The 14776-nt window shown below is 40.5% G+C and carries 13 protein-coding genes; 2 read left to right on the top strand and 11 right to left on the bottom strand.

Annotation, left to right across the window (positions count from 1 at the left end; all coding sequences use genetic code 11):
- Window positions 1-8: 8 nt before the first annotated feature.
- The 6 genes from ABYD77_RS12950 to ABYD77_RS12925 all read right to left on the bottom strand — a co-directional run bounded on the left by ABYD77_RS12950 (window position 9) and on the right by ABYD77_RS12925 (window position 6262).
- A protein-coding gene (locus ABYD77_RS12950; RefSeq protein WP_372770515.1) for an IS3 family transposase occupies window positions 9-1186 on the bottom strand; the annotation gives its coding sequence in 2 pieces (ribosomal slippage) (window positions 9-919 and window positions 919-1186; 1179 coding nt in all).
- 506 nt (window positions 1187-1692) lie between these two features.
- The gene (locus tag ABYD77_RS12945; protein ID WP_372770513.1) at window positions 1693-2484 is read right to left on the bottom strand and encodes a CLCA_X family protein; all 792 of its coding nucleotides are present in this window, start codon (window positions 2482-2484) and stop codon (window positions 1693-1695) included.
- 276 nt (window positions 2485-2760) lie between these two features.
- Window positions 2761-3996: a cysteine desulfurase-like protein gene (locus ABYD77_RS12940; RefSeq protein ID WP_372770511.1), complete on the bottom strand. Its 1236-nt coding sequence runs from the start codon at window positions 3994-3996 to the stop codon at window positions 2761-2763.
- Window positions 3997-4005: 9 nt separating this feature from the next.
- Window positions 4006-4638: a 2OG-Fe dioxygenase family protein gene (locus ABYD77_RS12935; protein ID WP_372770509.1), complete on the bottom strand. Its 633-nt coding sequence runs from the start codon at window positions 4636-4638 to the stop codon at window positions 4006-4008.
- A gap of 150 nt (window positions 4639-4788) precedes the next feature.
- Window positions 4789-5160: a hypothetical protein gene (locus ABYD77_RS12930; protein WP_372770507.1), complete on the bottom strand. Its 372-nt coding sequence runs from the start codon at window positions 5158-5160 to the stop codon at window positions 4789-4791.
- Window positions 5147-6262: a CNNM domain-containing protein gene (locus ABYD77_RS12925; RefSeq protein ID WP_372770505.1), complete on the bottom strand. Its 1116-nt coding sequence runs from the start codon at window positions 6260-6262 to the stop codon at window positions 5147-5149. Before ABYD77_RS12925 ends, ABYD77_RS12930 begins: the two co-directional genes overlap by 14 nt.
- Window positions 6263-6517: 255 nt before the next feature.
- On the opposite strand from ABYD77_RS12925, the gene ABYD77_RS12920 reads away from it, so the two are divergent.
- Window positions 6518-8983 carry an alpha/beta hydrolase family protein gene (locus tag ABYD77_RS12920; RefSeq protein ID WP_372770503.1) on the top strand — a complete coding sequence of 822 codons (2466 nt, stop codon included), beginning with the start codon at window positions 6518-6520 and terminating at the stop codon, window positions 8981-8983.
- Between the two features lie 148 nt (window positions 8984-9131).
- Window positions 9132-9818: a response regulator transcription factor gene (locus tag ABYD77_RS12915; protein WP_372770501.1), complete on the top strand. Its 687-nt coding sequence runs from the start codon at window positions 9132-9134 to the stop codon at window positions 9816-9818.
- Between the two features lie 89 nt (window positions 9819-9907).
- On the opposite strand, the gene ABYD77_RS12910 is transcribed toward ABYD77_RS12915, so the two are convergent.
- The 5 genes from ABYD77_RS12910 to leuD all read right to left on the bottom strand — a co-directional run.
- A complete protein-coding gene (locus tag ABYD77_RS12910) occupies window positions 9908-11620 on the bottom strand; it encodes an energy transducer TonB (RefSeq protein ID WP_372770499.1) in 1713 nt (570 codons plus the stop codon).
- Between the two features lie 98 nt (window positions 11621-11718).
- Window positions 11719-13233: a YifB family Mg chelatase-like AAA ATPase gene (locus ABYD77_RS12905; protein WP_372770497.1), complete on the bottom strand. Its 1515-nt coding sequence runs from the start codon at window positions 13231-13233 to the stop codon at window positions 11719-11721.
- Between the two features lie 57 nt (window positions 13234-13290).
- Complete coding sequence (locus ABYD77_RS12900) at window positions 13291-13914, bottom strand: trimeric intracellular cation channel family protein (protein ID WP_372770495.1); 624 nt, start codon at window positions 13912-13914, stop codon at window positions 13291-13293.
- Between the two features lie 8 nt (window positions 13915-13922).
- Window positions 13923-14318: an ACT domain-containing protein gene (locus tag ABYD77_RS12895; protein ID WP_372770493.1), complete on the bottom strand. Its 396-nt coding sequence runs from the start codon at window positions 14316-14318 to the stop codon at window positions 13923-13925.
- A 67-nt stretch (window positions 14319-14385) separates the two neighbouring features.
- On the bottom strand, window positions 14386-14776 hold a 391-nt coding region (leuD, locus tag ABYD77_RS12890), incomplete at its 5' end, for a 3-isopropylmalate dehydratase small subunit (protein ID WP_372770491.1).

Genomic DNA, 14776 nt, shown 5'->3' with positions numbered 1-14776 from the left:
TGTAGTGGTCAACTAATATTGGCCACGGTTTTGTATTCAAGCCAGTATCTTTTTTCTGACTCATTCGGTGTTAAACCAGCATTGTAATGATGCGGTCTAACTGAGCTGTAATAACCAACGATATAATGAGTTATTTCAGCTTTAGCCTCACTAAACGAACGATAACCTGTTGTTGGCATCCATTCAGTTTTTAAGCTTCTAAAGAAACGCTCCATTGGGCTGTTATCCCAACAATTTCCACGGCGGCTCATGCTTTGTTTGATCTGGTAGCGCCAGAGTAATTGTCGGTAACTGCGACTGGTATAATGCGTACCTTGGTCGCTATGAAACATCACCCCTTTGGGCTTGCCTCGCATTTCATACGCCATATTTAATGCTTTACTGGTCAGTGAAGTATCTGGCGATAGCGACATCGCCCAGCCAATGGGTTTTCTCGCAAATAAATCTATCACCACAGCTAAATAAGCCCAACGATTTCCCGTCCAAATATACGTGACATCACCGCACCAGATTTCGTTTGGCTTCACTACATCAAATTGTTGACCTAGATGGTTTTGGATCGCTACATGCTCTTGATTGGCTTTTCTATACCTGTGTTTAGGCAGTTGGCAGCTAACTAAACCTAAACGTTTCATATAGCCTCTTGCTCTGTAACGAGAAATATCAAAGCCACGGTCAATCGCTATCGTGGATATCGTTCGTGAGCCAGCTGACCTCTTACTCTCACGATGAATTTGCTTAACCACAGCGATTTCTTTTAACTGTGTGCTACTAGGTCGTTTTGAGCGTTTATTCCAATACTTGAAACTACTGCGATGAACATCAAATATTTGGCAAACCGTTAATTCCGCATAGCTCTCTTTGAGTCGTTTAATTATCTTAAATTGTTCATCGAGTCCGACATCAAGAGAGCGGTAGCCTTTTTTAGAATTTCCTTTTCTAATTCAATACGTTTTATTTTCTTCTCAAGCTCTTTAATCTTACGCTGCTCTGGCGTCATTGGGCTAGCTTTACTCGTTATGCCTTGGCGCTCATTACGAAGCTGCCTAACCCACTTATCCATCGTAGATTTGCCAACATTCATCGCTTCAGCAGCTTCTCGAACTGAGTAACCTTGATCAACAACTAATTGAGCTGCTTCTAATCGAAATTCTGGTGTGAAATTACGTTTGCCTGTTCTTGTCATTATGTCACCTAAATTATCTATGAGGCGATCATATCAGCCTCTAATTAGGTGGCCAAATTTGTTATACCACTACAAAATCAACTGGGGTGATGAGCAATGGAGTTTAATTAAGGTTGGTGAACATTGGAAAATCGTGTCTGTTTTGTTTACTGCCAAATATAAAGAATAAACACAACTAATTAGTTCAGAGACTTAGATAGTACCAACAAAGATTACCTTCAATTGAAATTCATTGTTTCGGCTGGCTCCCTCCCCCTTAAATCAAACACGAAAATAATAAATTGAAGAGCAATTGCCAGCATGGATGCTGGCAAAAGTATGCTTGAGCCATGGATGGCGATTGCATACTGATTGCGTTCATTTCGATTTATTCTTTGAGGATTCAGTTTGATTTCGGGGGCACGTTTTTTGGTTCGTTTTTGTCGTGTAACAAAAATGAACAAGAGTGCGCCATGGATGGCGCAAGATAAGTGCAGGGAGGCGAAGCTAAAAAAGTAAAAACCAACTCACTTACTCAATGCCATACCCAGCGGCTTAAAGTACGCCAGCAACGCCTCATAGATTCTTTGCCGATGGGTTAAGTCAGGAAATACCGGCATTACATCAGGGGTTGTTGTACCCGCGACCAAATAGCTGTTTTCAATATCAGGGCAAGTCTCTACTGCTGCTTCAAAAGCCCGAGCCATCATTTCGGTGGGCAGTGAAAAATAGTTTCTTGATAAAGCTATATCAGCTTTTACACTGCGTGCAACAAAGTCGTTTTTATCTTGGCCGTCGTCGCTTAACAGCATGGCGCTAAAAATATTTATTAGGCGATCATTTAGTGGGTGAGCAATTTGTGTTTTGTTTTTCAGCCAGCAGTCACTGGCGAATAAAATGCGGTTTGGCAAAATTTCCGCATCATTAATATCAAAAGCTTTATCGGCGATGTAATGATCAAAGGCATGCCAAAACTCATGGGCAAGTGCCCCTGCTCCCGCATTTTTAGCCAATGCCAGTTCGCGATAATGGGGCGCATAATGCGCTTGCACGCCCTTTCGCCCGCCACTACCAAAGGCAAGGTTTAAGTTACCACGCAGCCCCATTGCTTGTGGCGGTAATGCCAAGATGTAGGCTAAATCAGCCAGTGCATCGAATACTAGATTAGCGGCAAGGTCTCTTTCTTCACGCGTTACCCAGCTACCAATACGAATATTCCCCATGCCAAAAGTGTGTTTTATATCTAAAAACGACACCTGTTCGCCATGACGATAATCTGGCCCTTTGCGGGTTTTGTATTTAAAGCTGGTTAACTTCAAGTTGGCTCTAGTCTATTTAATCCGAATTCAGATTATTTACTTTGCTGCTGACATTATTCAATAAAAAAGGGTAACTAAGTTACCCTTTTTCACGTTTATGTATTATGCCAGTTGCATTAATTAGCTGGTCATTTATTGCGACAGAAAAATGGCTCAGAAACAAGGCTTATAATTCGACATGTAGTTGTTCTACTTTAGAATTTTAAAACGCAGTTTATGGGTCATTTAACTCGCTAGAATGATCATATAATTAATAAAATTGGTATTATTGCGAGCTTATGCAAGTAGTGGCTCTAATACATCAAAAAAGCGCTCTAATTCTTCGATTGTGTTGTAATGCATACAACCAATGCGAATAACACCGCCATTATCTAACACATCAAGCTGCTGGCATAGGCCTTTGGCGTAGAAGTTACCGTCCCACACACAAATATGTTCTTTACCTAAGTGCTCAGATACTTGGCGTGGCGTTACGCCCGCAACAGTAATTGCGAAGGTAGGTGTACGCTCAGCTAAACGAGACAGATCAGAAATACCGTATAAGGTTACTGATTTATACTTTGCGATACGCTCAAGGAAATATTTTGAAAGCTCATCTTCATGCTGTTTAGCATTAGCAAAAGCCACTTCTAAACGCGTGCGCAGTGGCTCGCTTTCATCGAGCTCGCTTAAGCTTGCAATATATTCAACGGCTTGAATAAAACCTGCCATAGCTTCAAAGCTTTGCGTACCCGTTTCCCAACGACCTGGAATTAAATCGGTTGCTGGCTCTACTTTATATGGCGTAAAACCTTCTAAGTGTTCACGTTTACCGTAAACCATGCCTAAGTGTGGGCCAAAGAATTTATACGCAGAACACGCTAAAAAGTCACAATCAAGTGCTTGTACATCCACCAGCATGTGCGGCGCATAATGCACAGCATCCACATACACTAGCGCACCTACTTGGTGTGCCATATCAACAATCGCTTTAATGTCGTTGATAGTACCTGTGGTGTTTGATGCGTAAGTAACGGCAACAAGCTTAGTGTTTTCATTAAGTAATGATTTTAACTGTACTAAATCAAGGCTACAGTCTGCTGTATCCACTTCTAATGCGTGAACTTTTACGCCTTTATCGTCTGCCGCTTGCTGCCAGCTAGATACATTTGAGAAGTGATCTGCATTGGTTACAATAATTTCGTTACCCACTTGCCAATCACGGCTAATTGCACGGCTAAAGCTAAAGGTAAGACTGGTCATATTCGGACCAAACACAATTTGCTCTTTGCTTGGTGCGTTTAATAATGTTGCTGCACTTTCGCGTGCTTTATTTACTAGGTCAACCGTTTGGTGGCTTGAGAAAAATGCGCCACCTAAGTTTGAATTATAACGACCTAAATAAGCTGACATGGCTGTTAAAACACTTTGCGGTACTTGTGAGCCACCAGGACCATCTAAAAATACCGGTGATTTACCTGCTACTTCCTGCATTAACGCAGGAAACTGCTTACGGATTTTAGTTAATTGCATTATCAGTTCCTACGCTGTTAATACAAAGCAGTCTAGGTAGCCTACTTTATCGTTGTCGACTTTGTTCATTGGTGTAGCGTTGTGCCATACCTGACGGTCATTCACCATGGCAAACATGCCGTCTTTAATTTCCATTTTGAAACATGGCAGTGCATCGCGTGATTCGTAAACTAGTAGCTCACCACCTTCAATATTGCTGTGTGACACACCTGCAACGCAAACATGGTCAAAACCATCTTGGTGCACGCCTTCAGGTGCTGGCGGCGTGTCTGCATCAATCGCTAACATGCGGAATTGGTGAATTTCGATATCGGTTTCGCTAGCAATGCCTGACATTTCAATAAACTGCTCTACTAAATGCGTCATACCGTCAGTCGCTAATAGCGATTCTTCAAGGTTTTCGTAAGTACGCTCAACATTACCTTGGAATTGGTTAATTGAGTCATCTTGGACAAATGCTTTAGTAGGTTGCAGGCTTAATTTGCCATCAACAAGTTTAATTACAGAGTAACGGCGTAAACGAAATGCACCGTCGGCATATGGGTTTGCCGGTAAGTTATCAAAAGAAGGCTTAAGCTGCTCGATAAATGCTTGCTCAATAAAACGCAATTGCAGCAGATTCTGGTTGTTTACTTTCGTCATAACACGCTCGCAGATGATGAATTATAAATCGCGGAGATCTTAGACGGTTTTGATGGGTTTTTTGTGGTTTAAATTGTGGCAATAAAGATGGTTATAGATTAAAAAATGCAATTTTATGTTAAATTTTAAATATTACATTCAATTTAAATTTTAACCGTTAAATACGGTAATTAGCCGAACCGTTAAATAAAGGGTGATTGCTGTTAAAAGCATAAAAGTTAGAGTAATAATTCTAATGAAAATATTAACTAATTTATGCTTTAAACGCATAAACCAAGTGGCTTTTGTTGGCAGGTTTTGATCGCATAAACTAAAACACGCAATAAAGAAATATCCCAATAAACTCCAGCAAATCAGTAACAAGATACCTGCCTGCAGCGAATTTAAAAATGGCGTGTTTAGTACCAGTGATGTTAGCAGTAAGGCGCATGCAACAAAGGCAACTAACAACATAACACCTCGCCAAGCGTTAAGGCGCTTGGCAAGGATAATAAAACGAGATTGCAGCTTAGTTACACTCATCACTGAGCGACTTTTTCGCAGCTTCTGGTGTTTTTATATCTACACTATGTTCATCGTTTTTAATTAGGTTTTCATGATTATCCACACGCTGCTGCCATTTTTCTTTGGCCATTAATTGCATGTTTAACGTTTGGTCACGCTCATCCACGATTTCCATACCCATTAGGCTTTCAATCATGTCTTCTAACGTCACAATGCCTTGTACATCACCATATTCATCAATAATCAAACAAATATGAATGCGTTTTTCTAACAGTGTTTGAAATAACGTATGCACATGCAATGTTTCAGGTACGGTATAAATCGGCTTAACTAGTTTGGCAATTTTGTAGTCTTCACCAAGGCGGTGATATGCCAGCATGATGTCGTTTTTATGCACAAAGCCAATAATGTCATCTGAGTCTTGGTCAAACACCAATACCCGTGAAAACGCTACGCTACCATGTTGTTTTAAATACTCATCTACAGTGAGATCTTTATGTACCCTAAACAGCACAGTACGCGGTGTTAATAAGGTATCCAGCTTTAAATGACGAAACTTTAAAAGACTGCGAATAAGCTCGCTTTCTTCTTGATGAAGCGCCCCTGCTTCGCTACCCATTTCTGCCATTGCTTCAATTTCAGCACGAATAAAGTGGCTTTCGCTTTGCTTGCTGCCAAGCATTTTGGTAATAATGTCTGAAAGCCAAATAAACGGCTTTAATATGCGCACCATCACCACTAATGATGACGATACGATAGGCGTTAATTGGCGCCAATAATTAGCACCTAATGTTTTAGGAATAATTTCTGACAGCACTAGAACGAGTAACGTCATTACTGCTGATGCAATACCAATTGCCGCATCACCAAATACCGCAGCAGCTTGTGCACCCACACCTGCTGCACCTGCTGTGTGCGCTACAGTATTTAACGTTAAAATTGCCGCAAGTGGCTGATCTACTTTTTCTTTTAATGAATTGATGCGCTCAGCTAACTTTGGTTTTTGCTTTTTTAAACTGGCGACATAGCTTGGGGTAATACTTAGTAATACCGCTTCCATAATTGAACATAAAAATGAAATGCCTATAGCTAACAGCATATAGGTAATTAACAAAGCCACAGTAACCTCTCGAATCATGGCGTAAATTTATCAAGCCTAGTTTACCCAATAAACTAAGCACTGCGTACAATAACCGTCGTAAAATTGTATGAATTTATAAACGGCAAAGCTAAATTCATTACGATCACCCGTGCAAAGCTCGTTCACACTTGTTTTCGTTGTTCACCATAATTGGGCTGCAACTTACCGAGTTCAAGCATACAGAAGGATTTTTTTTAGTTATGATTCTGCAATCTATTTTGATAAGGACAGACAATGAAAAAGTCTCTTTTAGCAGCAATGCTCGGCGCTTATTTTATTTCTCCAATCGCCAATGCCGAAGCCATTGATACAAGTAAGATCAATTATTTAGGCCCAATCGCACCGCAAAATGCCCTCAAGCCATTTGAAACTAATCGCAAAAATGCCATTTTAAACAACCTAAAACAGAGTTTAGCGGCAGACCAAGCATCAGTAAGCCTGTTTGGTAATACAGTTAAATGGCAGAGCCTAAATAAATTAAACGCTCTTACTGAACCGGGCTTACAAGCATTAAAGTTCACCCTCAGCACAACACGCTTTACACCAGCAACGCTTAAATTAGATGGTGTTAAAGAAGCCAGTTTTTACCTAAATGGCGAGCTACTTTCGAAAAGTGGTGATACTTATAAGCTACCGCTAAGCACTGGCCAACACCAAGTAATCATTATTACTGAAAGTGTTGAAGACTGGGGCAAGGTTGCGCTTGATTTAACTAGCGACCTTGAAGATGAAAACATTAGCGTTTCAAAAGAGGCACCAAATACACTAAGCGCAAAACAATTATTTGATAGCAAAACCGTTAGCAACCTAAGTATTGCTCCGAACGCTCAACACTTGATTTGGCAAACGCGCAGTTACAACGATAAAAACGGTAATAAAGCACTCAAAGAAACTTTTATTAAATCGGTTAAAAGCAACGAAATTGTTTTCGCATTACCTGAAAACGCAAGTAATTTTGCTTGGTCAAGCGACAACAAACACCTTGTATACACAAGTGGTAATACCCTCTTTAAGTTAAACCTTAAAACGTTAACCACCATCTCATTAAGTGAAGAGTTGTCGGGCATTAGCAATGTTGATTTTTATGATAACGACACGCTTATTTTTACTTGGGTTAAACGCCCTGAAAAGTCGACGTCGCTTACCAAGTATTACCAAGGTTTAGAAGATCGTTGGTCATATGCACGCAATAAAACCAGCGTATATTTATACGATGTAAATTCAGGTTTAATGCGTCAAGTAAGCCCCGCTGAATTTAGTGTAAGCCTAGAAGATTTTGATGTTAAACGTGGCACACTGTTATTAAGCCGCTCTATTTCTGATTATGCCGCACCACCGCATATGCTAACTGAGCTGCTTGAGTACAAACTAGCAGATAATAGCCAATCAACTATCGGTAGTTACCGCACATTTAATAGCGCACAATACGCAAGTGATGGTTTATATATTGCTGCAGGCCCAGAGTTTGGTGATAACGTTGGTAAAAACGTTGCCGCATCACAGCTTAGTAATAACTACGATTCACAACTGTATTCAGTAAGTTATGACGGCAAAAAAATCACCGCATTATCAAAAACATTCAAACCAAGCATTGGCCAGTTCACGGTTTTAAACAATGATGATGTTATTTTAAATGTGGGTGAAGAAGACAAGCGCCAACTGTATTTATTTGATGAAAGTAAAAAACGCTTTAATAAAGTAAAAACCAACCTAGATGTAATTGAGCGTTTTAGTGTCTCTAACGAGAAGTCACCTACCCTTGTTTACGCTGGTACTGGCGCGCAACTGCCACAACAAGTACAACTTAAGAGTAAACCTAGCAGTGATAAAACTCGCACCCTGTGGAATGCGAAAGAAGCTTACTATGCTAAAACACAGTTGCCGAGCCTTGAAGAATTTAACTTTGTAAATGACCTAGGTACTGAAATTAAAGGCCGCGTTTATTTACCAAGTAATTTAGATAAACAAAAGCAATACCCAGCACTGGTTTATTACTACGGTGGTACGTCACCTGTAAATCGTGCATTTACAGGTCGTTACCCATTTAATTTATGGGCCGAAAATGGCTATGTGGTGTATGTATTACAACCTACCGGTGCAACAGGTTTTGGCCAAGATTTTTCGGCAAAACACGTTAATGCATGGGGCGAATACACAGCCAATGACATTATTAAAGGCACTCAGGCATTCTTAGATAAGTACAGCTTTGTTAATAAAAACAAAGTAGGTAACTTAGGTGCGTCTTATGGTGGATTTATGACCATGTTATTAGCAACTAAAACCGATATGTTTAGCGCATCTATTTCTCATGCAGGTATTTCGAATATTACCTCGTATTGGGGTCAAGGTTGGTGGGGTTATTTATACTCAGGTGAAGCCTCTAAAAACAGCTTCCCTTGGAATAACACAAAGCTTTATTCAGAGCACAGCCCTGTATTTAACGCAGATAAAGTAAAAACACCGTTACTGCTTATTCATGGTGATGCTGATACCAACGTGCCTGTAGGTGAAAGCCACACTATGTACACAGCATTAAAGCTACTAGGCCAAGATGTTGAATTAGTTGAATATAAAGGTGCAGATCACCAAATTTTTGCACGCGATAAGCGCTTCCACTGGTGGAACACTATGCTGGCTTATTTTGATAAGCACTTGAAAGAGCAACCACAGTGGTGGCAGGACTTATACCCGCAAAAATAACCATAAAACGTTAAATAAAAATAACGGCTTTTTGTAAGCCGTTATTTTTTTTGTACACCTATACTTTACATACTTATCTTTCTATTTTTCATTCAGTGCAAAATTGGTGATAATATCACTTCGGGCAGATAATCGAATAACGAACATTATGACAATACAAGTACTTCTGGTTGAAGATGATTCCTTGCTAGTAAGGCGCATTCAATCACATTTTAGCAATAGTGAGTTTAGTTTTGTTGTTGACGAAACTGGCGCTAATGCGGTTGATATTGTGCGCACAAATCATGACATTAAGCTGGCGGTTGTCGATATTGTACTGCCCCAAGTAGATGGCTTAGTGCTCGCAAAAGAAATTAACTTAATTTCTGATATTGGTGTTGTCGTGCTGTCGAGCCGAGACTCTCAGGCCGACCGTATTTTAGGGTTAGCACAAGGAGCTGATGATTATATTTGCAAGCCTGTAGATTTATTGGAGCTCGAGCTGCGATTAAAAGCCTTAGCGAAACGCCTTAACTTATACCAAAACAATGATGAATACATTGAGTACTCAGATATTAAAGTACACCCCGAGCACCGCACACTGATTGTAGCCAATGGCGAAGAAATAAGGTTGACCGAGGCCGAACATAAGGTATTGATTTCATTAATTGGTAATGCTGGCAAACCCACAAGTCGAGAAAAGCTTTCAGAAGAAATTGGTCAATCTGATTGGAGCCCTTCGGATAGAACCGTCGATGTATTAGTTGGTCGCTTGCGTAAAAAACTCGGTGACGAAAAAGAACAAAAACGCATTGTAACCGTACGCGGCAAAGGCTACATGATTGCGCTAGGTTAATAATAAAAATTCACTTAACTAACCTGCGAATAAACAACATAAAAAAAGGCCGCATTTGCGGCCTTTTCTATTTAAATAATTTTACGTTTTTACCAAGTGCCCAGTTTGGAATTTTCATAGGCCGCTAATCGCGCTTTCGCAGCATCAACAAAGTAGTCTTTGTCCCATGCTTCTTTTACGGCTTTCTCTTGCATATCTACGGCTTCGTCAAACTGACCTAATTTTGCATAGGCAGCTGCCATATATTCATATGCCCAAGGGTCGTCTTTTTCATCAACCACTAACTTTGTTAGTTCAATGGCATAGTTCAACTCGCCTTGGTTATGCGACTCTCGTGCGTATATGCCAGCAAGTTCTCGCATTGCAATATAATCGCCTTGTTCCGCGGCATCGCCGAGCCATTCGCGCGCTTGGTTAAGTAACTCTTTGCTGGCATCTGCTTTTTGTAAAATACATTTGGCAGCCAGTGTTTGTGCTGGTGTATAGCCAAGATCTGCCGCGGTACCAAGAATATGTAAATTACAGCCCGCACCAAGCAACATTAATGAGGCAAAGTCACCGCCTTGTGCTGCTTTTAAACGCCAGTAACTTGGCATCTCTTCGCGTGGTTTTGCAATAATCTGTTTTAATCTTACATTTTGGCGATTGATGTAGTTTGAGTAAGTATTATTTCGCGCTTCATTATTGTAGAAAAACTCTGCTAAAAATGGCCCATACTCTGATTGTTCATCACCACTGACTAGCACTTGCCAGTTTTGCATGGTTTTAACAGCGAGTTTGTCTAATTCTTTAGGTGCTTTATAGTCACCAGTTGCTTCATAACGAATGGTATTACCTTGCTTATCTAGCCATACAAGGTAATTGAAGTTATAGAAATCTTCGCTAAGCGCTGGATTTACTGTGAACTCATCGGCGTTACTTGCCAGTAGATTTGCTTCGCCATTTGAGCTTGTCACGGTATCTTTTGGCAAATACGCTACTTTCAGCATATCGTCTTCACTCATCAGCTCTAACATATCAGCAAGCTCAGCTTGGGATTTAGTATTGCCACGTTTTGCCTGAGCTAATAATTTTTTATGCTTAGCTTGGAGTTGTTTAAGTGTTTCTTCTGGAATATCTGTACGCTTAAATACGCCCCCAAATTGTGCCTGACTAAACTTTCGTAGACTGCCGCCCACTTTTAGAATTTGATAACGTGAATTTTCTAATTTTTCTAATACGCTTTCTGCAAATTCATCGCTTGGATAGCTTTGTAATAACTGCACATCACGCACAATACCGTTGCGGTCAATATCAAATAAATAACGCGCCATACCCGGAATACCTTTATTAAAAAGGCTGCTAGGGTATTTTGCTTCTGGGTTTTCTGTGCGCTTGGGGGTTGGATTGTAGTCACGACCAAAAGGTAAGGCATAACGAATATTTTCACTGCCTGCTTTGCCATACAAACCTATTAATTCATTGGCTTTCGCTTGACCATTTTTCATTTGTGCAGGAGTTAATCGGCGCTCAACTGTTTTAAGTGCTTGCCTTGCTGTTAAAAAGCCATTTTCGATAGCAACTGCTAAGTAGGCGTAAGCTAGGATTGGGTCTTGTGCAACGCCTTGACCACGAAGATATTGCACCCCTAAATTAAATTGGCTTTTACCATGACCGAGGTGAGCTGTTTTCTGAAAAAGTTTAAAGGCTTGGGCATAATCTTGATTAAGGTAAAGATCCATTGCGCGGTCGGCATTAGCCATCGCACTTACACTTTGACCCGCTAACAATATACCTGCTATTACACTCGCTAACTTTTTCATTTCAACTCCTGTCAATTGCACCAAAGCTCATGTTAACAGCTGGTTAATAGTGGTGCAACTCAGGAAACGCCTAAGCTAGCGCATTTTTTATTATGTTTTTAAACTCGCGTTAAGGTATTAATTAATCGCTCAAATGCACGGTAGCTGATTGCCTCTTTAATGTGCATTAAATCAACAGTTTGCTTGCCCGATAAATCGGCAATGGTGCGTGCCACTTTTAATACACGATGATATGAACGCGGTGATAAATCGAGCTTTTCTGTTACCAATGCCATAAATGTCACACTTTCATTATCAAGTTTCACCACTTGCTCAAGTTCTCTATTTGACAGTAGCGCATTAAGCTTACCCTGACGTTGATATTGACATCTCTGTGCATTCACGACTCTTTCGCGTATTTGCTCTGAGCTTTCCCCTGATTGATTCGATTGCAGTTCATGGGTTTTCAATTTGGGTAACTCAACTTGCAGATCAATACGATCTAAAAAGGGCCCTGAAACGCGGCTTAAGTATTTCAAAATTTGCTCTGGCGATGCACGATTATCTCTATGACACCCTGTTGGACTTGGATTAAGTGCACAAATTAACTGAAAGTTTGCAGGAAATTCTGATTGCCGTGCGGCTCGTGATATCGTTACTTTATGGGTTTCTAATGGCTCGCGAAGACTATCAAGCACTTTTCGTTCAAATTCGGTAAGTTCATCCAGAAATAACACGCCATTATGTGCGAGACTAATTTCGCCAGGTTTAGGGTTTGAAGAGCCACCAACTAAAGCAACTGCTGAGCAAGTATGATGCGGCGAGCGAAATGGTCGTATTTGCCATTGCTGCTGATCTACCGATTTTCCAATAATTGAGTAAAGCGTTGCTGTTTCTAGTGCTTCAGATTCGGTTAATGGCGGCATTATGGTTGCCATTCTGGCGGCAAGCATCGACTTGCCAGTGCCAGGAGGCCCTAAAAACATGATGTTATGTTTTCCTGCTGCTGCAATTTCGAGCGCGCGTTTGGCTTGCCCCTGCCCTTTTACTTCAGCCATATCAATTAAGTAATGTGGCGTGACTTTATCTACTTGAGGCGCCGCTACCAATAAATTGAGTGCTTGTTGCCCCGTTAAATCTTGGCAGAGCTCATTTAAGCTTGTTGCTAATTTAATCTGGCAATCTGATACAAGCCCGGCTTCGTTGGCATTATGGGCTGAAATGTAAATCTGTTTGTCGCTATTAATATTCGCTATCAGCGATGCCAGCAAGCCATGAATTGGCCTAATCTCGCCACTTAAAGACAGCTCACCATAAAACTCGTGTTTGCTTAAATTCAACTGACCCAATTGATTTGATGCGACCAAAATGCCAATCGCAATAGCTAAATCAAAGCGCCCCCCTTCTTTGGGTAAATCGGCTGGGGCAAGATTAACAGTTATGCGCTCTTGCGGAAATTTAAACTGGCTATTAATAATGGCGCTACGTACACGGTCTTTAGCTTCTTTTACAGAGGTTTCCGGTAATCCAACGATAGTAAACTTGGGTAAGCCAGAGGTAATATGAATTTCAATCGTTACTAATGGCGCATCCATAGCCACTTGCGCGCGGGAATAAACACAGGCAAAAGACATTCCGTTGTCCTTATATTTAAGCTCTTACCTTTAGTGTAGCTGAATTTAAACGCTCAGCTACTTATCTATTTTACTGTATTTAAATACGTGTAAGCTCCATCCCCACTTTATCGCCCCAGCACGTAAGCCTAATGTACCTAGCATGCCTAAAATCATGGCGAAATTTGTTGATAGTCCTAAATTAAGGCTTTGTGTATATAAAATGCCACCAAAAATACAGGTTGTGGCATAGAGCTCACTCTTTAATACCATCGGGGTGGTGCGTGCGAGCACATCGCGGATCATGCCACCAAAGCAACCTGTAATAGTGCCCATTACAATGGCGGTTAAATCAGGCATACCAAGGCTTAAGGCTTTTTGCACACCCATTACAACAAAAAACGCAAGGCCGAGCGCATCGGCAATTTCGAGTAATATTTGGGGAAAGCCACGCTGTTTATTTAGCCAAATAATGGTGATGATACTAGCCACAAAAATCGAAATTAAATAAGTGGGATCTTTTAACCAAAAAACCGGCACATCTAAAATCACATCACGAGTGGTACCACCGCCAATAGCAGTCGCTGAAGCAAGCACGATGACACCAAAGCCATCTAATTTCTTTTTATAAGCGACCAGCGCACCTGATATCGCAAATACTGCAACACCAACTAAATCAATCCAGTGGAACAATGAATCCATTTTTACCCTTATTGCTTGGTTAGCGCTTGAAGCACTTCAACTGCTTTTGAAGCGTCTTTATTAGCAACCAAAATATGATCATGGTAAAACCCTGCAACCACATTAGCGCTAATATCATATTTTGCCAAGGCTGTTGAAAAAGCAGCAGTTAAACCAACAGCCTCAAGACTTGAGTGGATCTGTAAAGTAATTAATGAAAACTCTGAACTATATGTAAGTTGCCATTCGTCTGCCTGAGCTTTAGTTAAAATCAGCGTTATACCTTCAGGCTCATTAATACGCGCAAATACCTTGTTCATATCCAAAGAATCGACTGTTTCTGTACAAACAAACACATAGCTTTCAGGGTGCAACATGGGCTGCATATGTTTTATTAACTGTTGAAGATTCGTTTCACCACTCATTTTTATTCCTTATAAAATAAAAAAGGCTGTTAACACAGCCTTTTAGAATTCTAATTTGATATGGTCATTATTGCCAAGCTCTTTGGCTCGCAAGTTGTTGTTCAAAGGCGTCAATTTTATCGTTTAGCGTTTCAGTTACGCCGATAAAATCAAGTCCTGATAATAAACGTTGTTTGATATCAGGACGGATATCAAAACCAATATCATCAAACTGCTCACTTTTAATTACTTGGTTTTCCAAATCTATCACAACATTTACTTGCTCAATTTGCTCAGTTACCGCAAATAACTTATCCAGAGTCGTACTCGGTAACGCAATTGCAAGCATTTGATTGTTCATACAGTTATTAAAGAAAATATCAGCAAAACTCTCGGCTAAAATCACCGTAAAACCATATTGTTTTAATGCCCAAGGCGCATGTTCACGCGATGAGCCACAACCAAAGTTATCGCGAGTA

It is taken from the genome of Pseudoalteromonas sp. (assembly GCF_041629635.1).
GTDB lineage: Bacteria > Pseudomonadota > Gammaproteobacteria > Enterobacterales > Alteromonadaceae > Pseudoalteromonas.
Note: the sequence above shows the minus strand (reverse complement) of the source record. Positions and strands in the feature narration are given on the sequence as shown.